At 43.6% G+C, this 24,397-nt stretch carries 17 protein-coding genes; 6 read left to right on the top strand and 11 right to left on the bottom strand.

Annotated elements, in window-relative coordinates:
* Positions 1-173 precede the first annotated feature (173 nt).
* The 4 genes from N5J47_RS15290 to N5J47_RS15275 form a co-directional block, all read right to left on the bottom strand.
* A complete protein-coding gene (locus N5J47_RS15290) occupies positions 174-1,277 on the bottom strand; it encodes an alpha-hydroxy acid oxidase (RefSeq protein ID WP_267980631.1) in 1,104 nt (367 codons plus the stop codon).
* Positions 1,277-1,960 (bottom strand): Fe2+-dependent dioxygenase, encoded by a 684-nt coding sequence (locus N5J47_RS15285; RefSeq protein WP_279958567.1) that lies wholly within the window; start codon positions 1,958-1,960, stop codon positions 1,277-1,279. The genes N5J47_RS15290 and N5J47_RS15285 overlap by 1 nt, the downstream gene beginning before the upstream one ends.
* Positions 1,961-2,160: 200 nt before the next feature.
* Entirely contained in the window at positions 2,161-4,488 is a 2,328-nt protein-coding gene (locus N5J47_RS15280) for a TonB-dependent receptor (protein WP_267980629.1), read from the bottom strand.
* Between the two features lie 470 nt (positions 4,489-4,958).
* Entirely contained in the window at positions 4,959-7,370 is a 2,412-nt protein-coding gene (locus tag N5J47_RS15275; RefSeq protein ID WP_279958566.1) for a TonB-dependent receptor, read from the bottom strand.
* Between the two features lie 276 nt (positions 7,371-7,646).
* Between N5J47_RS15275 and tig the strand changes: the two genes are divergently transcribed.
* The 4 genes from tig (at position 7,647) to N5J47_RS15255 (ending at position 12,011) form a co-directional block, all read left to right on the top strand.
* Positions 7,647-8,978: a trigger factor gene (gene tig / locus N5J47_RS15270; protein WP_267980627.1), complete on the top strand. Its 1,332-nt coding sequence runs from the start codon at positions 7,647-7,649 to the stop codon at positions 8,976-8,978.
* Between the two features lie 197 nt (positions 8,979-9,175).
* Positions 9,176-9,781: an ATP-dependent Clp endopeptidase proteolytic subunit ClpP gene (gene clpP, locus N5J47_RS15265; protein WP_004678498.1), complete on the top strand. Its 606-nt coding sequence runs from the start codon at positions 9,176-9,178 to the stop codon at positions 9,779-9,781.
* 41 nt (positions 9,782-9,822) lie between these two features.
* Complete coding sequence (clpX, locus tag N5J47_RS15260) at positions 9,823-11,133, top strand: ATP-dependent Clp protease ATP-binding subunit ClpX (RefSeq protein ID WP_279958565.1); 1,311 nt, start codon at positions 9,823-9,825, stop codon at positions 11,131-11,133.
* Positions 11,134-11,294: 161 nt separating this feature from the next.
* Complete coding sequence (locus tag N5J47_RS15255) at positions 11,295-12,011, top strand: DUF2846 domain-containing protein (RefSeq protein ID WP_279958564.1); 717 nt, start codon at positions 11,295-11,297, stop codon at positions 12,009-12,011.
* 18 nt (positions 12,012-12,029) lie between these two features.
* Here N5J47_RS15255 and N5J47_RS15250 read toward each other — a convergent pair whose 3' ends face one another.
* The 3 genes from N5J47_RS15250 to N5J47_RS15240 form a co-directional block, all read right to left on the bottom strand.
* Positions 12,030-12,572 (bottom strand): DUF2059 domain-containing protein, encoded by a 543-nt coding sequence (locus N5J47_RS15250; protein ID WP_279958563.1) that lies wholly within the window; start codon positions 12,570-12,572, stop codon positions 12,030-12,032.
* 101 nt (positions 12,573-12,673) lie between these two features.
* Positions 12,674-14,200, bottom strand: coding sequence for a fumarate hydratase (locus N5J47_RS15245; RefSeq protein WP_279958562.1), 1,527 nt, complete (start codon positions 14,198-14,200; stop codon positions 12,674-12,676).
* Positions 14,201-14,348: 148 nt separating this feature from the next.
* A complete protein-coding gene (locus tag N5J47_RS15240; protein WP_279958561.1) occupies positions 14,349-15,209 on the bottom strand; it encodes an AraC family transcriptional regulator in 861 nt (286 codons plus the stop codon).
* A 179-nt stretch (positions 15,210-15,388) separates the two neighbouring features.
* On the opposite strand from N5J47_RS15240, the gene N5J47_RS15235 reads away from it, so the two are divergent.
* Positions 15,389-16,294, top strand: a complete 906-nt coding sequence (locus N5J47_RS15235) for a DMT family transporter (RefSeq protein ID WP_279958777.1) — start codon at positions 15,389-15,391, stop codon at positions 16,292-16,294.
* A 329-nt stretch (positions 16,295-16,623) separates the two neighbouring features.
* On the opposite strand, the gene pta is transcribed toward N5J47_RS15235, so the two are convergent.
* From pta to N5J47_RS15220, 3 genes are all read right to left on the bottom strand, one after another.
* The gene (gene pta / locus N5J47_RS15230; RefSeq protein WP_279958560.1) at positions 16,624-18,759 is read right to left on the bottom strand and encodes a phosphate acetyltransferase; all 2,136 of its coding nucleotides are present in this window, start codon (positions 18,757-18,759) and stop codon (positions 16,624-16,626) included.
* A gap of 31 nt (positions 18,760-18,790) precedes the next feature.
* Positions 18,791-19,966, bottom strand: a complete 1,176-nt coding sequence (locus N5J47_RS15225) for an acetate kinase (RefSeq protein WP_279958559.1) — start codon at positions 19,964-19,966, stop codon at positions 18,791-18,793.
* A 305-nt stretch (positions 19,967-20,271) separates the two neighbouring features.
* Positions 20,272-21,537: a glutamate-5-semialdehyde dehydrogenase gene (locus N5J47_RS15220; protein ID WP_267980613.1), complete on the bottom strand. Its 1,266-nt coding sequence runs from the start codon at positions 21,535-21,537 to the stop codon at positions 20,272-20,274.
* Between the two features lie 354 nt (positions 21,538-21,891).
* On the opposite strand from N5J47_RS15220, the gene N5J47_RS15215 reads away from it, so the two are divergent.
* Positions 21,892-23,205: an alpha/beta hydrolase gene (locus N5J47_RS15215; protein ID WP_267980611.1), complete on the top strand. Its 1,314-nt coding sequence runs from the start codon at positions 21,892-21,894 to the stop codon at positions 23,203-23,205.
* A 67-nt stretch (positions 23,206-23,272) separates the two neighbouring features.
* Here N5J47_RS15215 and N5J47_RS15210 read toward each other — a convergent pair whose 3' ends face one another.
* The gene (locus tag N5J47_RS15210; protein WP_279958558.1) at positions 23,273-24,115 is read right to left on the bottom strand and encodes a class I SAM-dependent methyltransferase; all 843 of its coding nucleotides are present in this window, start codon (positions 24,113-24,115) and stop codon (positions 23,273-23,275) included.
* Positions 24,116-24,397 lie beyond the last annotated feature (282 nt).

The following is a 24,397-nucleotide window of genomic DNA, read 5'->3' as shown; positions in this document are numbered from 1 at the left end:
ATGAGTTATTCGGTTTTGCAGCTATATTAATCACCTGACAAGAATCAGTCTAGGTGAAAATGCAAGCCTTAGCAAAAGGTCTATGCTGCTATTTTAATATGTATGGATAAAAAATATTTCCCTATTTTTTGCATCATATAGCGAAAACTAGAAAATATTTTCCAAAATATAAATCAATCTTGGTAAATATAATCCTGATTAATCTCGTTTATGGTTGCCGTTCCCATCAGCGCCATGGTGATTTCAAACTCTTCCTTTAAGATGCGTATGACATGGGCGGCACCCAAAGCCCCCGCAACTGCCAAGCCATAAATATAGGGGCGGCCCACCAGCACTGCATTTGCACCCAAGGCAATCGCCTTGAAAATATCCGTTCCACGACGAATCCCACCATCCAGTAAGACTGGATAATTGGCTGGGACAACGGCCCGAATTTTCTGTAACGCAGTCAGGGGTGAAATGCTGGTATCAAGAATACGTCCGCCATGATTGGAAACAATAATGCCTGATACGCCATAATCCAGTGCCTTTTGTGCATCGGCTGGGTGGAGAATACCTTTAAGAATCACAGGGAGTTTTGTGTTTTCAATCACCCATGCAATGTCTGACCATTTCGGTGCAACCTGCATCAGACCCTGAAATAACGGATGCTCAGAGGGGGATACATTGGGAAAATCAAGGTGGGTTGGCGTATGTGGATGAACCATGTCTTCAGGTAACTGAAAGCCAATTTTCCGTTCCCGATCGCGTATTCCGACATGCGGGGCATCAACTGTAATCACCAGGGCACGATAACCATACTGTTCAGCCTGCTGAATCAGGGGCAGGGACTTTTCACGTGAACCCTGCCAATACAGTTGAAACCATTTATAGGGATGTTCAGGATTGGTCTCGCCCATATGGGTATTGCTAAAGGTGCTCAGCACAATATTGCTGTGCATGACCTGTGCCGCGAGGGCAGAAGCCTTTTCCGCCTGTGGATGGAATAAAGCCTGATGACCAATCGGTGCAAGAAAAATGGGATGTGGATAATCACAGCCAAATAAATTGATCTGGGTATGCCCTTGCGTTAAATCGTTTAAATGACGTGGTACTAACTGAATATCCTGAAATTGCAGCATATTTTGTTGCACACTGATTTCATGCATCGCACCGCCATTCAGGTATGACCAAACTTCCTCGGTCAGGTGTTGTGGTGCCTGTTGCTGATAATCCAGCACGGTTTGAAGATGTGCAGGAATCGCATTTAAAGGTGGGAGAGGGACACGCTGTGACATTACAAATCACCCCACTGTCTTAGAAGATTATGGTAATGACTGGTGAGTGCCACGGTCTCTTCAGTGTCTCCTAATTGCTGGCGCAGTTTTAAAATGGTCATGTCCAAATTAAACAACATAGTTCGTTGCCAGTCATCTTTTACGATACTTTGAATCCAGGTAAAAGCGGCAATTCTTGCGCCGTTTGTGACGGGTTCAACCCGATGGAGACTGGTAGCAGGATAGACAATCGCATCACCTGCATCTAGCTTGACTTCATGGGCACCATAGGTGTCCTCAATAATCAGCTCACCACCTTCATATTCGTCTGGTTCTGATAAAAAGATTGTCATTGAGACATCGGTTCTGACATTTTTGCCTTTTTCATTCATATAAAGAATGGCGTTGTCGACATGGTTGCCATAGTTCCCCGAATCCTGATAGCAGTTAAACATTGGTAAAAGTATTTCATTGGGTAGGGCAAACGACTGAACCAGTAAGCTTTTCTTAATATTTTGTATCACGAATTGGCTGAGTTGCTGATATAGCTCGCTTTCAATGTCGATCTGTAAATTATTTTTAATTTTAATGGCCTGACTACCCGCAGTTTTTTTCCCAGAGACCCATTGGTTGTCTTGTTGTATTGCCTGACGAATAGATTGAACTTGGTCCTTACTCAAAACATTGGGGACATGTAGTAACATTGTGATAACCTTTTCTATGTCAGGTGAGTTAGATGGGAATAAAAATCATTCTACTCATGTTTCTGGCTTTTTAAAAATGATATTGTCATTCAATGATGAGGAGAGGTTGGGGTTCCTAAAATAATAAAAATCAGTAAATTTAAGGCAAATAAAAAAACCCTAATATGAAATTAGGGTTTTTGGGTAATGCTTAACTCAAATTAGAATTTGTAGTTAACATTGAATACGCCTTGACGACCTTCACCTGGAGTAGCCCAACCGTTGTTACGGATACGAGCATAGTATTCCTTGTCGCTTAAGTTTTTACCAATCAACTGGAAGCTAAGGTCTTTGTTATAACTATAGGTTATAGAAGCATTATGGATCAGATAGTCCTCTGATTGTACTTGAGGAATCAGGTTGGTTGTTGCACTTACACTTGATAAATACATTTTACCCTGATATGTCAAGCCATAACCAACCTGCCACTGGTCATTGAATTGATAAGTTGTCCAGAGGCCACCAGATAATTCTGGCACATTCGTCATTTTTGCACCTTTGGCAAAGTCTGTTGCCGTTGCCGCGCTTGCAATGGTCTGGTCGTACTCACCTTTCATATAAGCCAAGCTTGCAGAAATTCCCCATTGTGGTGTGATGTTGCCAGCCGCGCCGATTTCTACGCCGTCTACATGGTTTTTACCATCAAGAACATTATTCATGCCAGCAATTGCGCTTGCAACACGAACTTTATTTTGCTCATTGCGGAACACAGCCGCGTTGATCAGGAAGTTCGGGTTCATTTGCCATTTTGCACCTAACTCATAGTTTACAGCTTCTTCTGGTTTGGTGTCACAGGTTGTACCTGTTGTACAGCCAGCATTGGCAGAGTTCTGCGTTGGTTTTTGGGCATTGGCATACGTTGCATATAAACTTGTACTTTCCGTAGGCTTATAAGTAAGGCCCAGATTATATGAAACGAGATTATTATCCTGTGAGGTAGCTGGGTTGGTTGTCCAAGTGTTTTTCAGTGTACCTTGAACCAGAGTAGGATCTTTTTTAACATCATCAGCAGTTACGCTGTCTCTTGATGTGGTTGCATACTGACCCTCGGTACGATCAAAGCGTACACCAGCATTCACAAGGAATTGTGAACCCAACTTGATTGTGTCAAATAGATAAGCAGAATAAATATCAAGCTTGCCTAGACCTGTGCTGTTGGCAAAGTAGTTGGTTTCACCATGCCAGTAATTGTCAGGATGATAAACATCCATATTCGGCTTAGCTAAAGGCGTGCCGTTGCTGTTATATAGATAGCCACCAACATTTAAAGCGTAATCTTCAGTGCTGTACGACACACCCGTTACCAATGCATGTTCAAGAATGCCCGTCTTAAATTTGCTGATCAGGTTGGTATCATTGGAAAACTGTTTTGTATTGGTTTCACGGTGATAGCCACGAGGTCCGCTTGGAATGTATTGTCCAATAATGCCTTTTTTACCACAGTTTGCATCTGTATAACCTGTTTGGTTGTCATTAGTAAAACCAGTTGGTGACAAACCGTTAGCCAGGCAATATGTACCCTGTGGAGCGGTAACCACCATGTCCTGAGTAATATCACTAAAGCGGGTGATTGAGTTCAAGGTAAACATATCGCTAATAGCGCTAGTTACCTTTAACGTGGTAATATCGGTATCTGACGTTTGGTTGTCTAGATTACGGTAGCCATAGTTGTTTGCTGTGGAGATACCAGGTACGGCTTTACCATTGTAGTAAGGTACGCCATATAGTGGGTCATTATCATCTTCCTGATGGAAGTAAGATAAGGTTGCCTGGGTAGTATCATTGATACCTACTGTAATAGATGGGGCATATCCCCAGCGTTTACGTTCTTCTGGACGACCAACATAAGTGTCCTGATGGTTCATCACATTTAAACGTACCGCAACATCATCACTAAGGACTTTATTGAAGTCTCCTGTGATACGTGTGTAGTCATCGCTGCCTTTACCAAGGGTCACTTCATTAAAGTCACGATTTTTTGGTGCCTTGGAAGCAAGGTTGATACCACCACTGACCTGTCCAACACCACTTTCTGATGAGTTGGCGCCTTTAGTGATTTCCACAGCTTCATAGTTGAATAAATCTGAACGTGTCTGAACGGCAGCATCACGTAAACCATCAATGGTGATGTTGGATTGGGCATCATAACCACGTAGATTGATTTTATCTCCATAACCGCCTCCACCTTCACCCGCACCAAAGCTAATACCAGGAGTGGTTGCCAAGGCATCCTGCAAAGACAGTAAGTTTTGTTCTTTCAACGATTGTGCAGTAATGATTTGCGTTGTTTTTGCGGTATTTAGAAGTGATTCGGTTCTTTTGGTTGAAGTGGATTCAGCCTTATAGTTGTTCTCTGCATTCACTTCAATTGTTGGAAGTTTTGCAACATTGTCCTCTGCGGGTGCAGCATGTGCCGCCAAAGGTAAGGTTGCCGCAAGTGCAACTAACTGTGTAGTACCAAGATGTTTACGACTTTTGATCTTTGCCATTGAGAGAACCCTTGAAATTGAAGTGGCGAATGACAGAACTTTCAACCTGAGAAAACTTTTACAAAACTGTAGTAAAAGTGGATAAATTGTTAATCAATGTAACAATCTGTGCGAAGTCTAATGATAATTATTATCACCATCAATGCTTTTATTTGTCGTAGAAAAGTTGGTATATATTTAACAAATTGATTTGTATATTTTTTTATATTAAATTGATATTAACGATACAAATTCTATAAAAAAACGAAAAAAATGATAGGTAAAAATAAAAATCATTTATTGTTATGAAAATCAAATAATTATGTAAGTAATTTAAAGAAATATTGAAGATATCAAGTTCCTTTAAATTAGCTGGGCTATGCCGATGTAGCATGCTGGCTAGATTGTTAAACTTCTCATGAGGAAAACAATTTGAACCCATATAAATAAAAAATGCCACCCTCAGGCAGCGCTTTGTGAATTAAGGATACTTAGAATTTCACATTGACACTTAACCAGTAGTTACGTGCCTTATCCTTGTTGTTGTAATGATCTAGATAGCTTGGCTGGAAACCACCCACACAGGTGCTGCCACTGGTACATTCGGTAAAGCTGAGATCATAAGTGGTAAAGTCACGGTCAAAAAGGTTGTTGACTCGACCATTGAATGTCACTGTATCACTAGCTTTATATGATGCGCCTAAATGGAAAACCTCATAGTTTTTGAAATATAAAGGCTTGTTGTTGACAGCATCCCAAGAGCGGTAACGGTCAGAACGGGCTTCTGTGGTTAGGAACAGGCTGAAATTATTGGTGGCAGCCCAGTCAATTGTTGCGTTTGCCATATGTTTTGCAGTGTTGCCTAAAGGACGTCCCTTATTGGCACCACTTTTCTGTTCACTGTCGGTATAGGTGTAGTTGGCGCGGAAAGACAGGTTGTCCAGAATTTCATAGCGGCCCGCGAGTTCAAGACCCTGGATTACTACTTCATCAATATTGGTTATACGAGTGGGATTTGCAGAAAAATCAGAGTCATATCCTAAATCACGATATTCAGTTGATGGTGCGCATGCTAGGTTTGTATTTGTTCCACATGGCTGATCTGCAATTTTATCATCAAATTTATTGTGGAAAATGGTGGCATTCAGGTTGTGACCTGCTGGATGTTGCCAGTAAACCGCCAATTCAGAACTCTGGCTGGTTTCAGCCTTTAAGTCTGGATTGCCGAACATAGGTGAAGTTCCTTGACCACCAAAGCCTTTAATTCCATCATATAAGTCAGAGGTTTTTGGGGTTTTATAGCCTGTACTGATTCCACCTTTAAAGGTGAGTTGGTCATTTAAGGTATAAACACCATAGAGGCGAGGGCTGACCTGGCTACCAAAAATCTCATGATTGTCGTAACGCAGGCCAGCGGTGATGGCTAAAGGATCAATAAGGCGGTAGGTATCTTCGGCAAACAATGACCACATATTGTGTTCCTGCACTTCACCTGGCGTACCTTTTTCCATACCAAACACGCCATCTTTTAATTCACCACGAACGATTTGTGTTCCCACAATCGTGTTATGGGAACCATAAAAGTCAAATGGCATATCCAGTTTGGCGTCCAGGGTATATTGGTTACTTTCCATCACACGCTTGTTGCGGGGCAGGAAAGTGGACTCAGCCAGTTTCTTGCGATCGGTCTCGCTCATTCCAGCATAAGCACCCGTTCCATCAATCATGGCCAATAGCTGTGTACGTTCAGCCACAGTAAATGGCAGGGTACGGCCATCATTATTGGTCTCAACATAAGCAAGGGAAACAAAACTCTTACCGATGTTCCAGTCACCCTCATGGGTAAGGGACCAGGTGTCACGGGTGAACTTCTGGTCTGCCGCATAACCGACCTGTGGATTGGCACGGCGTTCCCAGGTTCCGCCATTGCCTGTACAGGCATTCTGGTTATTGCCCGTTGCACCCTTACAGAAGTTAGCTGCTGACCAAACTGAACCGATGTTGTCCACTGTACCGACAGGATATTCCTGTGTGCCTGAATCATTCAGGCGAGGCGCATTGTCATATTCCTGCTTTGATGTATCCATTTCAAACGAGATGCTTTGGTTCTCTGTTGGTGTCCATGAAAGTTTTGCACCTAACGATAAGTTTTCATTATCAACAGTTTTTCCGCCACTACCGAACCCAAGTGCACGGATGCGTGTTTCACCATTTGGATAGGTTACAGGGGTATAAGTGGGATTGGATGCCATGCGGTTATAAAAACTACCACGCAAAGTAAGACCTAATTGATTGGCAATCAAAGGTCCCATTACATTGAAGTCGGTGGTAATGTCATCACCGAAATTGTCATCTGTCTGATAAGTGCGGCTGTGTGATAGCGATCCCTGCCATTTGTCAGTGACTTTTTTGGTGATGATGTTAATCACACCACCCATTGCGTCTGCGCCATAAAGTGTTGATGCGGGACCACGAATCACCTCAATACGTTCAATCGCATCCAGTGGTGGAATATGGTTGAACTGGTTGCCGCCAAAGTTGTTTGGATAAATGTCGCCGTGATTGTTCTGGCGTTTACCATCCACCAGGATCAGGGTGTAGTCGGCCCCCATTCCACGCATGGAAATTGTCCCTTGTCCCGTTTTGTCACGGGTTTCACCAATATCAACCCCCTCAAGATCACGAACCGCGTCCAGCAGGGTCATATATGGCTTTTTTTCCAGCTCTTCTTTGGTGATGACCGAAATACTTGCTGGTGCGTCTGTAATTTTTTGCTCGAAACCTGATGCTGTCACAACAATAGTGGAAAGCTGGTGGGTAGCTTCCGTTTCGGCTGCATAAAGTGAACTGGAGGCGAGACCAATAAAGGCTGCCGTTAAAGGGTGCAGATTGAATTTACGCATGATAAACAGTCCAAAAGTGGAGAAAAATCAAAACAAAAAAAATTAAAACAACTGACACTCATAATGTTAATGATATGTTTTATCATTTACAACAAAAATTAACATTTATTTAAGGTTATTTTAAGAAAACTATTTTTTGAATTAATTTGTATTTAAATGGACGAAAATCAAAGAAAGCGAGTTGCTTTTTCATCATGTGTTTTGTATATCTGCAAAGTTGTCATATAATGTGGCACTTTTAAAAACTGTTACTACTAACTAAATATCGAGGAAGCCATGCAAGTAACGACTGAAGCGGTTTCGGGCGTTGCCCGTCGTTTAAATGTTTCTGTACCGACGAGCCGTGTTAACGAGCAATTTGAAGCTCGCTTAAAACGCACTGCCAAAACTGTGAAGATCAACGGCTTCCGTCCAGGTAAGGTGCCTTTAAACGTTGTTCGCCGTGAATATGGTGCGGGCATTTATCAGGAAGTGGTGAATGACATCATTCGCGACACTGTGTTCGAAGCAATTCAACAAGAAAAAATCAATGCGGTAGGTATGCCGAACATTGAGAAAGTTGAAAACAAAGATGACGCTTTAGTATATGAAGCAACTGTTGAAGTTTATCCAGAAGTGGAAGTGAAGACTTTTGCCGATTTGGAAGTTGAACGCAAGGCTTCAGAAATCAACGACAAAGACGTTGATACCATGATTGAGAACCTGCAAAAGCAACGCGCTTCCTGGGCTGAAACCAAGGGTATGGCGAAGAAAGACATGCAGGTGACTTTCGACTTCGAAGGTACTGTTGATGGTGAGAAGTTCGAGGGCGGTTCTGCTGAAGACTTTAAACTGGTTCTTGGTTCAGGTCGCATGATCCCTGGTTTTGAAGACGGTATCGTTGGCATGAAGAAAGGCGAAGAGAAAATCATTGATGTGACTTTCCCTGAAGACTATCAGGCTGAAAACCTGGCGGGTAAAGCTGCTCAGTTCAAGATCACTGTGAAGCTTGTTGAAAAACAGAAACTTCCAGAAATCGATGCTGAATTCCTAAAAATCTTTGGCTTGACTGAAGAAGAAGGTCTGGACAAGTTAAAGGCTGATGTTCGTAAGAACATGGAACGTGAAGTTCGCAACGGTCTGCGTAACCAGGTTAAACAAGCTGCGTTTGATGCACTTGTTGCTGCAAACGAAATCGAAGTTCCAGCTTCTATGGTTGCCCAGGAAATTGACCGTCAACGTCAACAAATGATCCAGCAGTTCACTCAACAATTTGGTGGTCAGGGCGCAGGCGCATTTGACAGCAGCATGCTTCCAGATGAATTGTTCAAGGAGCAAGCTGAAAAATCAGTGAAACTTGGTGTGTTGGTGAGCAAAGTATTGGCTGACGCTAAACTTGAAGTTGACCAGGCACGTGTTGATGCTTATATCGATGATATGGCTTCTTCTTATGAAGACCCAACAGAAGTGGTTGAATACTTCAAAAATGACAAGCAGCAACGCGCTCAAATTGAAGCTGTTGTGCTGGAAGATCAGGTTGTTGACCACATCCTGGCTTCTGCTAAAGTAAGTGATGTAAATGTAAGCTATGAAGACTTGTTAAAAGAGCAACAGGCACGCCGTGGCTAATCTTTTAAAAGTTTAGAAGAAAGGCGCTTGATGCGCCTTTTTTTATGCGTGTTATGAAAGTGTTAATTTGTCGAAAAATGACTCGGTTTTGCCATAAATAATCGAATATTTCAGGTTGAACCTTTTGCAATTTCATCGATTATCCCTCATATTGTTGGCATAGATCGAGTCAGAATAATTTAGGAATAAATAAACCTATGTATGTTCCAACAATTGAAAATGCTTTAGTTCCTGTTGTCGTTGAACAATCCTCTCGTGGTGAGCGTTCTTTTGATATTTATTCACGCCTGTTACGTGAGCGTGTGATTTTTTTAACAGGTGAAGTTGAAGACAACATGGCCAATTTAATCGTTGCGCAGATGTTGTTTCTGGAAGCTGAGAATCCAGAGAAAGATATCCATCTTTATATTAACTCACCAGGCGGTTCAGTGACTGCTGGTATGGCGATTTATGACACCATGCAGTTCATCAAGCCAGATGTGGTGACCTACTGTATGGGGCAGGCGGCATCGATGGGTGCATTCCTGTTGAATGCGGGTGCCAAGGGCAAGCGTTACTGTCTTGAAAATGCCCGTGTCATGATTCACCAGCCGTTGGGTGGTTTCCGTGGTCAGGCTTCTGACATTGAAATTCACGCGCGTGAGATTCTCTTTATCAAAGAGCGTTTAAACCGTTTGATGGCTGAGCATAGTGGTCAGAACTATGAAACTGTCGCACGCGACACAGACCGTGACAACTTTATGACTGCACAGGCAGCAAAAGAATATGGTTTGGTTGATCAGGTGCTGAGCAAGCGTCCTTGATTTTTAAAAACTAGGTTTAAGATTTAAGTTGTGGAGTAAATATGTCCGAACATCCTCAAGGACAAAAACATTGTTCATTTTGTGGTAAGACGCAATCTGAAGTTGGAAAATTGATTGCAGGTGAGGACGCATATATTTGTAATGAGTGTGTGGATGTCTGCTTGGACTTGGTACAAACCAGCCAACAGGTTGAAGCGGGGGATTGGGCAAGCAAGGCATTGCCTAAGCCACATGAAATACGTGCTGCCCTTGACCAGTATGTCATTGGACAGGATATTGCGAAAAAAACCCTGTCTGTTGCTGTGTATAACCACTACAAACGGTTGAAGGTTGGGCAGTCCCACCACACACATCAGGATGTTGAAATCGCAAAAAGTAACATTCTACTGATTGGTCCAACAGGATCAGGTAAGACCTTGCTGGCGCAAACACTTGCCCGCTTGCTGGATGTTCCATTTGCCATGGCAGATGCGACTACACTCACGGAAGCAGGTTATGTGGGTGAAGATGTCGAAAACATCGTGCAGAAGCTATTGCAGAAAGCGGACTATGATGTAGAGAAAGCCCAGAAAGGCATTATCTATATTGATGAGATCGACAAGATCACCCGTAAGTCTGAAAATCCATCCATTACCCGTGATGTTTCAGGTGAGGGTGTGCAGCAGGCGCTGTTGAAAATGATTGAGGGCACTGTTGCCTCAATTCCACCTCAAGGTGGACGTAAGCATCCTCAACAGGAATTTATCCAGATTGATACCTCAAATATCCTGTTCATTTGTGGTGGCGCATTCTCTGGTCTGGAAAAAATTGTCCAGCAGCGTCAGGAAAAGGGCGGCATTGGCTTTACCGCTGATGTGAAGAACAAGGATGATCGCAAGAAAGTCTCTGAATTGTTCCGTCAGGTTGAGGCAACTGATCTGGTCAAGTTTGGCTTGATTCCTGAGTTCATTGGTCGTTTGCCTGTGATTGCCACTTTGGAGGAACTGGATGAAGAAGCGCTGATGCAGATTCTGACAGAACCGAAGAATGCATTGACACGCCAATATCAATACCTGTTCACAATGGAAGATGTGGATTTGGTGTTTGATGAGTCTGCATTGCGTGCGGTGGCGAAGAAAGCGCTGGAACGCAATACGGGTGCACGTGGTCTACGTTCAATTCTGGAAAATGTTTTGCTTGAAACCATGTACGATTTACCAAGCCGTACAGATGTTGGTACAGTGGTTGTGGATGAAGCCGTGATCAATGGCACCGCAAAACCAACCTATAAGGCTGAGCGTCTCCCCCAGGTGACCACGCCTGAACTGGTGGAAAAAAAAGACCTGAAAGTGATTGATTCCAAATCGGCCTAACGGCAACGGTTTATCACTCATCTAAAAAAGCATGAAAGGTTTAGCTTTTCATGCTTTTTTTATTTGCAATTGGTCAGTGAGGTGTTAATCTTAAAAATTGGAAAATCCGCATAGTTTTGCGCTGTTAACAATAAATCCAAGAAAACGCCTTGAGGGATGTCATGCGTTATTTAATATTGTCATTATGTTGTGCTGGGGTATTGGCTGGCTGTCAAAGCCACAAGGCCGTTGAGGAAAAACCAGCAGCACTGACTGCAACGCTACCACCAGTGGATACTGAAAAAGAACCAGGCCTGTTTGATCAATACCATGTGGGTGGCTTCACTGTAGGAGGTTGGGTCAATCAAAAGTTGGGTCAATACTTCACACCAGTTAAACCGCAAAATGAACAGGCGGCCATTGTGTATCTGTATCGACCAGATTCGCGCTGGAACCGTCAGGAAATTGCGGCGGTCAACCTGTTTATCAATGGTCATCGTATTCCAAGCCTGTTACATAATCATTATTACTGGGTTGAACTCCCTGCGGGAACCTATCGTTTAAGTGCAAGCCGTCCTTTGGCAGGATTACATTTCCAGAAACCAAAATATCTGGATTTGACAGTGGATGCCGCGCAAACCTATTTCATCAAATATGATGAGGAAAACAAGATTTCCCGCAGTGAACATACAGGTCCCTGGATGGTGATGCCTGACAAGGTTGCCCATCAGGAAATTGCGTTTACCCGCCTAAAATCTTCGAGCTATAACTTTGTTGCACAGGATGAATCGGGAGAGGTTCGTTCCAAGCCTCAGGAACTCAAGCCTATTAAATATGATGAAAAGTCTGAAGTACTTTTGGTCAAGCCATTTAAAATCTGGAATCCTTTAACCTGGTAAACTGATACAGAACAGGGACTAATCAGGTTGAACCAGTGGTTTGATGATGGTTAGGAACTGTTCCTTTAGCTGTGAGCTTTGCTCTGGATCATTCAGGCTTTGCTGGCTCAAATGATTCATATACTGAAAAACATTGGTGCTGATTTTCAATGTTTTTTGATTAATGGATCTACCCTCAGGCGTTTTTAGGAATGTTAAATAAGCCTGCACCTCTTCCTCACTTAATGTCTCGGCATAAATTTTTTCTATGGCCTGTAAGGTTTCGGGTCGGGCAAACACTTTTGAACTGGTGTCTTTCAACAATTGGCTGAGTTCGAGTACAGCCAATTGTTCCTGTGTAGTGGTTAATTTATCCTTGTTTAATACCCTTAGCAGGATGTTTTCAGCTTCTGAATCCAATGTCGGCTGCATTTCATCCAAAGAGGTATATAGGATATTTTCAAACTCACTCAGTTTGATCAGCTCTTTTACAGACTGGGTTCGCGCTGGTGTGGCAAAGACACTTTGTATGGCACTGATCAGGCATAAACCGACCAGCACCCTCGATATATTTCTACTCATGTCTTTGCCCTTATTGTTGTTTTGTTTTTTATAATCTAACAGAAGCACTGGGCAAAAAAATAGCCGAATACGATGATTCGGCTACCTGAATTGTATAAATATTATGACGCAGCGGCATCAACCACTGGAATCTTGCCAATTTTCGCTTGCCAGATTTTTGGTGCAATGGCGTGGATTGAGGTGCCATTGACATCAACTGCAACAGATACAGGCATGTCTTCAACCACAAACTTGTAGATCGCTTCCATACCCAAGTCTGCGAATGCAACCACTTCGGCTTCACGTACTGCTTTAGATACGAGGTAAGCTGCACCACCAACGGCCATCAGGTAAGTTGCCTTGTTGTCCTTGATTGCCTCAACCGCAGCAGGGCCACGATCCGCTTTACCAATCATACCAAATAAGCCTGTAGCTTCCAGAACCTGACGGGTAAACTTGTCCATACGGGTTGCAGTTGTTGGGCCAGCAGGACCAACCACTTCATCGCCAACTGGATCGACTGGACCAACGTAGTAAATAAATTTACCTTTTAGATCTACAGGAAGTTCTTCACCATTATTTAACATATCGACCATGCGTTTATGTGCAGCATCACGACCTGTATAAATGGTGCCATTGAGAAGTAAGGTGTCACCTGGTTTCCAGGAATTCATTTCTTCCTGAGTAATGGTATCCAGATTTACACGCTTAGACTGAGAGGAATCCCAAGTCACGGCAGGATAGTCTTCAAGTTTAGGTGCCTGAATATGCGCAACACCAGTACCATCTAACTGGAAATGTGCATGACGAGTTGCAGCACAGTTTGGGATCATCCCCACTGGTTTGCCCGCAGCATGACATGGGTAATCCTTGATCTTGATATCAAGCACTGTGGTTAAACCGCCAAGGCCTTGTGCGCCAATACCCAGCGCATTTACTTTCTCGAAGATCTCGATACGGAGTTCTTCCATTTTGCTTTGTGGGCCACGACGAAGTAATTCGTCCATGTTGATTTCTTCCATGAGTGCTTCTTTGGCAAGCATCATGGCTTTTTCAGCAGTACCACCGATACCAATACCGAGCATACCTGGTGGACACCAACCTGCACCCATGGTTGGAACAGTTTTAAGTACCCAGTCCACAATCGAGTCAGATGGGTTCAACATTGCAAGCTTGGATTTATTTTCTGAACCACCACCTTTTGCTGCAACAGTAATATCAACCTTGTTACCTGGAACGAGCTTGTAGTGAATCACGGCAGGGGTATTGTCTTTAGTATTTTTACGACCAAAAGCTGGATCGGCCAACACAGAAGCACGGAGTACGTTTGAGTTCTCTAGGTAACCTTGGCGTACTCCTTCGTTGACTGCATCATCCAGACTCATGCTTAAATCAAATTTAACGTCTAAGCCAACTTCAAGGAAAACGTTGACAATCCCTGTATCCTGACAGATTGGGCGATGACCTTCAGCACACATACGTGAGTTGATAAGGATTTGTGCAATTGCATCTTTTGCAGCTTTGTTTTCTTCACGATCATAAGCACGGCTCATCGCTTGGATGAAGTCTTGTGGGTGATAGTAAGAAATAAACTGCAGGGCATCCTTGATTGATGTAATCAAGTCATCTTGTTTGATGATCGTTGTCATATCAAATTTCTCTTGAGCGGGCGATTAGCTGGCGGGCTAAATTATATGACAAAAAGGAATGAATGTGGGAGTTTTAGCTTAGATTTGGCTAAAGGTCTAAAGTAAGCCTTTGATCTAAATTGCATCAACCAAAGGTGCGCTTTGGATTTTAGTTTTTTCTCAGTTGAGATGGACTATAGCCAAACTGTTTCTTAAAGCGATGGCTAAAATGGCTGCTTGAACTAAATCCATATTGCACAGCGATCTCAGTCAGATTGGTTGTGGTCTGTTCAAGTGCTTGATGGGCACGCTCAAGACGGCGTTGCATTACATATTGATGCGGTGGCATCTGCATCGATTGTTTAAACATATGCGCAAAATGATACTCGCTGAGTTGCACTTGCTGAGCCAGATCAGACAAGGTCAGACTCAAATGGAGATGTTGATCAATCCATTCTAGTAACTGCTTAAGCACATAAGGGGAGAGGCCACCTTTGACTTCGGGCACTTGCCACTGTGCATGACTATAATTCTTGATCAGGTGGTTGAGCAACAAGGTTGCTGCGGTACTCATCTGTAAATGATTTTCGCGTTCTTGCCATGCACCATTGAGTAAAAAATGACGATAGATCATGGAAATTTGAGGATCAGCCACAAAAATTTGTGGGTTTAAAGTGATCTGACTCGGTTCACGATCCCAGACTTGTTCAGCTACCCGTTGTAAGTGTTGTTCAGTATAGTAAAGATGTACAAAGGTAAGTGGATCGCGTAAATCCCAGGTCGATTCAAAGTCCTGTGGCATCAGGCACATGCGATCAGGACCACCGCCATTGTGCCAACCTTGTGCGGTCTTTTGATAGCTTTCATAACCGCCCTGAATATACATGCTCAAAGTGTGATGATTGCTACACACGCTGACACGATCTTGGTTATTTTGCCACATGGCCAACTGCATACCCGAACCCAGTTCAACCGAGTCGAGCAATTGTGCTTTATATTGCTGTAATTGATCGAGAATCTGATATTTCATCTTCTATATGCAGTGCCAAATAGAGTATTTAGTGTAGGACTTTCATATCGCCTTGTCATCTAGCAAAAGCATGAATAAAAATCGCAAGTTGATGACAGGCATCGCAAGATTATGCAAGAAATCATGGACCCAAAACTCGCAAAATAGCAGTTATGGTCATTGAGTTCGGTTTAAAAGAGATGAATGTGCTGTTATATGCTTTGGTTGTGGTGATCTGGGGAACCACATGGATTGCGATTAGTCTGCAACAACAAAGTGGAATATCGGCCAGTGTGGCGGTGTTCTGGCGATTTTTTATCTCGGCAATAGTGTTATTTATTTTCGTTGTATTAAGTCGAAAGTTGCGGAAACTGGCGATTCAGGATCACCTGTTTTGTATGTTGCAGGCCTGTTGCATTTTTGGTTTTAACTTTGTCTGCTTCTACTATGCGGTGCAATATATCAGTAGCGGTTTGGAAGCCGTGATTTTCTCCATGGCGGTGATTTTTAATACCATTAATGCCCGATTATTTTTCTCTCAGCAGGTGTCTTCACGGTTCTATCCTGCTGCTTTACTCGGTGTGTTGGGGGTTATTGCCTTGTTCTGGCATGATGTGGCGGGCACCACTTTAAATCGCAATACCTTAATAGGTATTGGACTATGTATCCTAGGCACTTATGGTTTTTCTTTAGGGAATATGATCAGTACGAGACATCAAAAACATGGTCTGGATATTTTTACCACCAATGCTTATGGCATGTTGTATGGCTCGCTTTTAATGGCCTTGATTTCATGGTTTAGGCAGGATGATTTTTTTCCAAGTATGCAGTTTAGTGCAATCAGTGCCTTACTCTATCTGGCGATCTTCGGTTCGGTGATTGGTTTTACTGCCTATTTTTATCTGGTAGGTCGTATTGGCGCAGGTAAGGCAGCGTATAGTACTTTGTTATTTCCTTTAGTGGCTTTACTGATTTCAATGGTATGGGAAAGCTATCACTGGCAAATGAATGCCGTGATTGGGGTGATTCTAATTTTATGTGGCAATGCGATTTTCTTTGTTAAAGGTCCACACTCTAAGATGGTTCAAGCTTCCAAATCGGTTTAAGTGAAAAGGCTTAACGTTAAAGAAGTTTGATATACAAGAGGTCTCGATTCTTCTTATTTTGCTTCATGAGCATTTGCTCTCGTGACAGGTGGCATGGATGCCACCTTGTTAGACTGTGGTTTACAGGGATGTACCATCAGTCTAACAGAGGGGTTTTGTTACTTTTGCCCAGTCAAAAGTAAGGCAAATGTCTATACAAAAAACTTATGATGACTCATGGTTTATGAGACTGTGAGTGCTTCATTTAAAATAAAAATGATTTGATTCAACTGGTAAAACTTATCTGCTTGTGCATTTTACAGCTCAAGCAGAGGGCTATCGTAAGTTGCTTAATCTTGCTGTTTTGCCTGAATTGCAGTCAATGCAATGGTAAATACAATATCATCCACCAAAGCCCCGCGAGACAAGTCATTCACTGGCTTGTTCAAACCTTGCAGCATTGGGCCAACACTGACCACATTGGCGGCACGCTGTACTGCTTTATAGGTGGTGTTACCTGTATTTAGGTCAGGGAAAATAAACACATTGGCACGACCAGCGACCTGAGACTCAGGTGCTTTCTGACGACCAACACTTTCAACCGAAGCTGCGTCATATTGCAACGGACCATCAATCAGTAAATCTGGTCGGCGTTGCTGTGCGATCTTGGTTGCCTCAGCCACTTTCTCAACATCTGCACCCGTACCAGACGTTCCTGTTGAATAACTAATCATGGCGATGCGTGGGTCAAGACCAAAGGCCTTGGCTGAGTCTGCGGATTGAATCGCGATTTCGGCAAGCTGTTCTGCATTTGGATCAGGGTTGATCGCACAGTCACCATAGACATACACTTCATCTGGCAGCAGCATAAAGAAAATTGATGAGACCAGTGAGTAGTTCGGTGCGGTCTTGATTAACTGGAACGCAGGTCGCACTGTATTGGCTGTGGTATGAATCGCTCCCGAAACCAGACCATCCACCTGATCCAAGGCCAACATCATGGTGCCAAGTACAACAGTATCTTGCAATTGTGCTTTGGCTTGCAACGCATCCAGCTTGCCTCTGCGTAACTCAACCATTGGTTCAATGTATTGATCACGGATACTGTCTGGATCAATAATCTGTAGATCAGCAGGGAGCTGAATCCCACGTGCCTTGGCAACCTCGGCAACAGACTCTGGTTTTGCCAACAGGATACATTGGGCAATGCCGCGTGTCTGACAAATCACGGCAGCCTGTACGGTACGTGGTTCATCGCCTTCAGGTAACACGATTCGTTTCTTCGCTGAAATGGATTTCTGTACCAACTCATAACGGAAAGCTGATGGAGAAAGGCGAGGATGCAGGTTGTTCTGGGTGTGTTGATCCAGCCAGTTATTGTCAATATGGCTTGAAACAAAACGGGTAACCTGCTCAGCGCGTTCAGTATCATCAATTGGAATTTCATTGCCAAAACGATTTAAGCGTTGTGCTGTTTCCAGTGTATCAAGTGAAGTATGCAGAATTGGCAAACCTTGCTTAATTGCACTTTGGCAAAACTCTAAAACATTGTCTGAGGGTGGGGCCTGTTCAGTTAAAACCAATCCTGCCAATGGCGTACCATTGCTACTGGCAAGACTGGCTGCAAGCAGGGTGTCGGTACGCTGTGAGGCACTGATGATCAGTTCACCCGCAATAAACTTGTGCAGTTCAGATTCAATATTTGAGGCAATCAGGCTGGTATGTAAAATACGGCGCTGTTTTGCTTCTCCCTGATGCAGCCATGTCCCCTCAACAATTGCTGCAATATCCAAACTACGTGGCACACTCAGGATATTGCTGAATGGAACCAGACCAATAATGGGCAACTCATCTGTTCCCATAAAGCGGTTATAGCGTTGCAGTTCTAATGAAAATTCAGCAATTTGCTGGTCCAGACGCAGGCTTGGGTCAAGTGTGACAGGAATTTCAGCCGTGCCGTCAGGAAGTCCCTTGGTTCGCATGAACAGGACCCCTGTGGTCCGCGTCGAGGCTGCGCCGCCAAACTGGCGTAGATGGGCATCCACTTTTTCTGCTGTCTTGCGTGGATTAGCCAGATCAGCTGTACTGACCAAAACTACCTGGGCATCCAGCGCCTGCGCAAGTGCCGCATTGATTTCACTGGCAAAATGGTCTTGTCCATTCGGAACAAGCCCCTCGACAATAATTACATCATGATCAACCGCAATCTGGCGATGCAACGCAACTGCTTCTTCGAGCAATTCATCTGTCTCACCTAATGCAATCAGTTGAGTCAATCTTTCATAAGTAATCGGTTCAACCGAATGATGCTGGAATAGATGACGATATAGGGTGGTGGTGCGGTCAACAGTTGCATCTGAAATTTGTGAAAATGGTTTTAAGAAACCTGCATTGATTCCTTTACAGTCCAGTGCATAAATCATGCCTAAGCAGGCAGAGGTTAAACCAACACCCTCGCCTGTAGGAATCAGTAAAATTGTGTTCATAATGACCTTGGTATTATCTAAATATGATTGTTTAAGCTATTTGTGCAAGTACCTGACGGGTCTCTTTGGCGATACGACCCTCTTCATCAGTTGGAATCACCCAGATTTGTGGGCCAGTTCCTGTGTCAATACGCCCCTCTGTGCCACGGGCCAAAGTATCATTGTTTTCCTTGCTGAATTGCAGACCAAAATGAGGCAGGTAAGCGAGAGTTTTTTCACGCACATAGGCAGAATTTTCACCAATGCCGCCAGTGAACACCAATCCATCTAAACGCGGCAGGCCACAACTTAAGGCGGATAATGATTTTGCCAGACGATAACAGAATACTTCGATGGCAAGCGTTGCATCCTCATGACCTTTTTCAGAGGCTTCCACCAGTGTACGCATATCATTGGATAAACCTGACAGACCAAGTAGACCACTTTCCTTGTTGAGCATGTTGTCGATTTTTTGAATGTCCCAACCTAGATTGTTTGCTAGGAATAAATGCAGGCTTGGATCAACATCACCGCTTCGGGTTCCCATCACCACACCTTCCAGTGGCGTTAGACCCATTGAGGTATCAATACTCTGACCATTCCACACCGCACAGGTTGAGCTGCCATTGCCCAAATGCGCACTGAGCCAGCCCCCCTGATTTTTCTGTTCTGCCAGCTCGCTGGCACGTTCAGTCACATAGGCATGACTGGTGCCATGAAAGCCGTAACGGCGTACCTGATGTTCAGTATATAAGAATTGTGGAATTGCGTAGCGGTAGGCATGTTCAGGCATGGTTTGATGGAAAGCCGTATCAAACACCGCCACTTGGGGAAGTTGTGGGAACAGGCTCATGGTCGCCTCAATTCCAATCAGGTTGGCTGGATTATGTAGCGGTGCCAGTGGAATGGCATCACGGATACGGTCAATGGTCTGCTGGGTGAGGCGTTCTGCCTGAGTGATGTTGCCACCATGCACCACACGGTGACCAATCGCCTGGGGATTATAGTTGGCTAAACGTTCAAGCAGGGTCTCAAGTGCCTTGGCGTGATCTGCATAGGGAATGGAAAGCTCAAGCGCTTCACCTCCCACAGTGATGCCCTTGATCCGCGCATCCGCGGCACCCAGATTTTCTGCCAAACCATAGATACGATCTTCACGGCGTTCCGAGATCAGTGCATATTTGATGGATGATGAACCACAGTTAATTACAAGTACAGATATAGCCACGTTTGAACACCTAACAGGTTTTAATTTTATAAACGAATACTTTTGATTTTGCTGCAATGCATGGGGCAGTAGAATCAAGCGCAATGTTTTAACATGGGAGGCCGTATTGACGAAAATAGACTTTAGCCTATACGACTGATTTATAAGTGAAACAAATTGATATTTCAGTATAGTATGCAAATAAAAAGTTATTTTGGGTGATCTGTTTGTTTTGCTACAGTTTTTTGTATGAAAATATATGAAAACACGATAAAGATCAAATAAATGAGCTTTATCGTGCCGAAAATTAAATCGATAGAACCAGTTTACTGGCGAATTTGACCATCACCGAAAACAATCCATTTCTGTGAAGTCAGGCCTTCTAGACCGACTGGACCACGTGCATGGATTTTGTCGGTCGAAATCCCGATTTCCGCACCGAGACCATATTCGAAGCCATCGGCAAAACGGGTTGAGGCATTGATCATCACTGAGCTGGAGTCAACACGTGCCAGAAACTCACGCGCCAGACTAAAGTTTTCGGTAATAATCGCGTCGGTATGGTGTGAGCCGTATTGATTGATATGGTCAATCGCCTCATCCATACCACTCACCACCTTAACTGCAAGAATCGGCCCCAGATACTCTGTATACCAGTCTTCCTCAGTCGCGGTTTTGACAGATTCACCCAGAATGCGCTGGGTTTCTGGACAGCCACGAAGCTCAACCTGTTTTTCCGCATAAAGCTCAGCAATGCGGGGCAGGAATTCTTCAGCAATCGCCTCATCAACCAACAGGGTTTCCATGGCATTACATACACCATAACGGTGTGTTTTTGCATTCAAGGCGATTGGCAAGGCTTTTTGCAGGTCAGCCTGTGCCTCAACAAAGATATGGCAGTTGCCATCCAGATGCTTGATCACAGGAATACGCGCCTCATTGCTGATGCGTTCAATCAGGCTTTTTCCACCACGTGGTACAATCACGTCAACATATTCATTCATGGTGATCAGGTGTCCAACAGCGGCACGGTCAGGTGTGTCAATTACCTGTACGGCATGTTCAGGCAGGCCTGAAACCTGTAGGCCATGCTGAATTGCAGCTGCGATCGCCTTGTTCGATTCCAGCGCCTCAGAGCCACCACGCAGGATAATCGCGTTACCTGATTTTAGCGCCAATGATGCCGCTTCAAGTGTCACATTGGGACGTGACTCATAAATCATTCCAATCACGCCAAGCGGCACCCGCATTTTACCCAACTGGATACCCGACGGACGGTAAGCCATATCGGTGATCTCACCAATCGGGTCAACCAATGCGATGACATCCTTTAGGCCCTGTAACATGCCTTTAAAGCGGGCAGGGGTCAGCTCCAGACGGTCAAGCAGGGCGCTGTCCAGTTGGCGTTGACGACCATTTTCCATATCAATCTGGTTGGCTGCTAAAATTTGTGCTTGATTATTTTCCAAGGCAGTATAAATTGCAGACAAGGCATGATTTTTCAAATGTGTCGATGCACTGACTAAAATACGGGACGCTTTACGCGCCTGTATCCCGACCTGCTGCATATAAGTTTGAATAGAGTCTTGCATAGCATTTTGATGATTGCATGTATTTATAAAGATAGTAACAGTCAAATGCGGAACAATGAATAGCCTGAACTGACTAATTCACAAATTATAAACTGTTATGTTGCGCGGGTATTTTTGCTGAAATGCGATGAATATGTTGAATTTAAAGGCATGACTACATATTTTGCAAAAGATTGTTGAATTAAACAAGATAAATGGTTAAGGAAATCATTGCGTATAAAACATGCATTTGTATAGAATGAAAATGTATAGGATAAATGTAATACAAATTTTATAAATTTGTTAACTTGCAAGTTGAAATCGTCAAAAATGAGACTCTTGCATCAAAAAAATAAACAAGGATGGAGGAAGGATATGAATTCCATTATCCAAATGGACTCGGATTTAAACCACACCTACACTGGGTTTGGTTTTTTCGACATTTACAATAAAAACAGTTTTAAACAACCAGCGCGTGCTACATGGATAGATGGTTGGAAAATTGAATATATGGCGATTGCTGATCCTAAAACGATCTACAACACGCCAATTGTAATTGTCGGAGGCGCATTTCAGAACTTTAACTCTTATAAGTATTGTGTTGAGCAACTCTTTGAGAGTGGTCCTGTCATTTTGATTGATTTACCTTCAATGGGCGCAAATCAACAGATTCGCAATGTGGATACTGGTGAATCCGCAGCAGTGCTGGAATTGCCTGATTTATCAAAAATGCTGGGTCAATGGCTTGATATTGTTGGAATCGACAAGGTTTCAGTGATGGGAATGTCATTGGGTTCAGTGGTCGCTTCTTCATTTGCATATCAACGTCCAGAACTGGTGGACCGTATGGTGCTGATGGGCGTGATGCAAAAGACCCGTAAAAGCTGGCGCATGCTGCTTGAGGAGTCACTACACCTGATGCGTGAAGACCGCATGGAGGAGTTTGGGCAGGCGGTTATTTTGTATCTGGTCAACCACGCCAAGCTGGACAAGACACGTATGTCACCAACAGCCAAGCGCCTGTTCTTCAGGCAGATGGCTGATTTCACCACAACTGAGCGCGAGCGCTATGAAATCAACTGCAACCGTTTACTGCGCCTAAGCGATGTGCCTGTCGCACAGTGTAAGACACTGGTTGCCGCTGGGCAGTATGACAGTTTTACCCTGCCGCATGAAAACGCCGACTTTGCCTTGCAGTGTGAAGACATGCAGTTTGCCTTGATCGCCAATGCCGACCATGTGCCACAGTTGCAGCGCCGTAAAGAAACCATGAATCTGTTTACCACATTCCTAAAAGGTGAATCCATCGATAACCTTGATGGCATCATTAGCATGACGCGCGAGCAAATGAAGCAGATTGAACGCCGTGGTGAAGAGCGTATCCCTGTTTTACAGCCAGAAAGCAAGCTTAGCCACCGTCATCTGGATAGCGAAGCGCCAGTCACAATTGTCGATATCACGTTCTTTGGGGTGTACCTGAAACTTCACCAACTTGAGCAGCTTGATTTTGTTAGTCAGCATCCACGTGATTTAGCCTTGCATTTAGCTGATGAAGAGGGCGAGTTTAAAATTGAATGTTTAATCTTTGATGCCACCGAGCAAGGTCTACGCATCTTGTTTAAACATGGTAGTTTTGAGATTGCTGACCGTTTAACCCGTTTTATTGAGCGTCAGAAACTGGCTAATTAATGCGTAAAAACGTGTAGGAAAGTTAAAAAAGAGAAGTGGTGTATTCCACTTCTCTTTTTTGTAGAGATTATTTATTGGTTGCCTGAATTGTCCAGACCAGATCACCCAAGTGCTGCTGACTGTTTTGCAGGGAAATTTGATCAAAAAACTGTTTGGGCTGTAGAACCTCTACCTGTTTAAAGCCAGCTTCATGAAAAAACTGTTCGACTTCAACAGGAGTCTGAAAGTGGAAACTAAAGGCACTACGGGACATCCACTTCAATAAACGGCTGCTATTCCAGATGATGGTGGCGAGTTTATTTTGGGTCGGTTCTGGATAAAGGTCAGTTAAATAATGCAGTTCTTTAAAGTCTTTGCCATAGGTAGCAATGGCTTTAATCAGTTGTTGCAATAATGGTTTCTCAAAATAGTTAATCAAGCCTTCGCTAATCACCACCAATGGACGTTGAGGATCAAATACCTGAAAGGCGGAAGCGAACGCATCCGTGAATAAATCGACTGAAAGCACCTCATCAGTTTCGCTTTCAATTTTTTGTAGTGCCGCCTGTTTGGTCGCAGCCATGTCAGGCAAGTCAAGTTCACGGTAAGTAATGTCTGGATAATGCTGTCTAAACCACCATCCACGAGGGGAGAGTCCACAGGCAATCTCAAGCACCTGTAAATCAGGATGCTGCTGAATTAGGGACTGCAAATGGGTGTCGAGCATGGTGTGGCGTTGTTTTAGCGTGGTACGCATACTACCACCCACATATTTCTCTGCCCAGCTTTCAATTGGATGAACTAGGGCGGCAAGCGTTTTCCCTTTTGCCGTTGCCAATGCTGGATGAGAAATTCCCATTTGATACCAGATATAGCCTGTGTAATGTGCAGTAAATGAAATATGGCGATGTTTTGAAAGTTGTTGTGTCATCTGTCCTAGACTCTGTTTTTATCTTATTTTTAGGGAAATGAAATAAATCTTTTTTAAATTGAAGATTCCTTTCATTCAAATAAGACTTTAAGTTTGTTATTTACTCTCATGAAGCGACATGGATGCCCTCGTTGACCAGCCTGAACTGTTTTAAAAACAACGCAAAGCTGATCAAAAAAGGATTTTCGTTACTTTTCATCCCTGAAAAGCAAGGCATTACCTATAATAAAAAGTATCTGATTAGATATAGCTTCTAAGGCAGCGCCAACTTATTCTTAGACA

Source organism: Acinetobacter sp. GD03645 (assembly GCF_029845285.1).
Taxonomy (GTDB): Bacteria; Pseudomonadota; Gammaproteobacteria; order Pseudomonadales; family Moraxellaceae; genus Acinetobacter; species Acinetobacter corruptisaponis.
The sequence above is the reverse complement of the archived record's forward strand: the minus strand, read 5'-3'. Positions and strand labels throughout refer to the sequence as shown.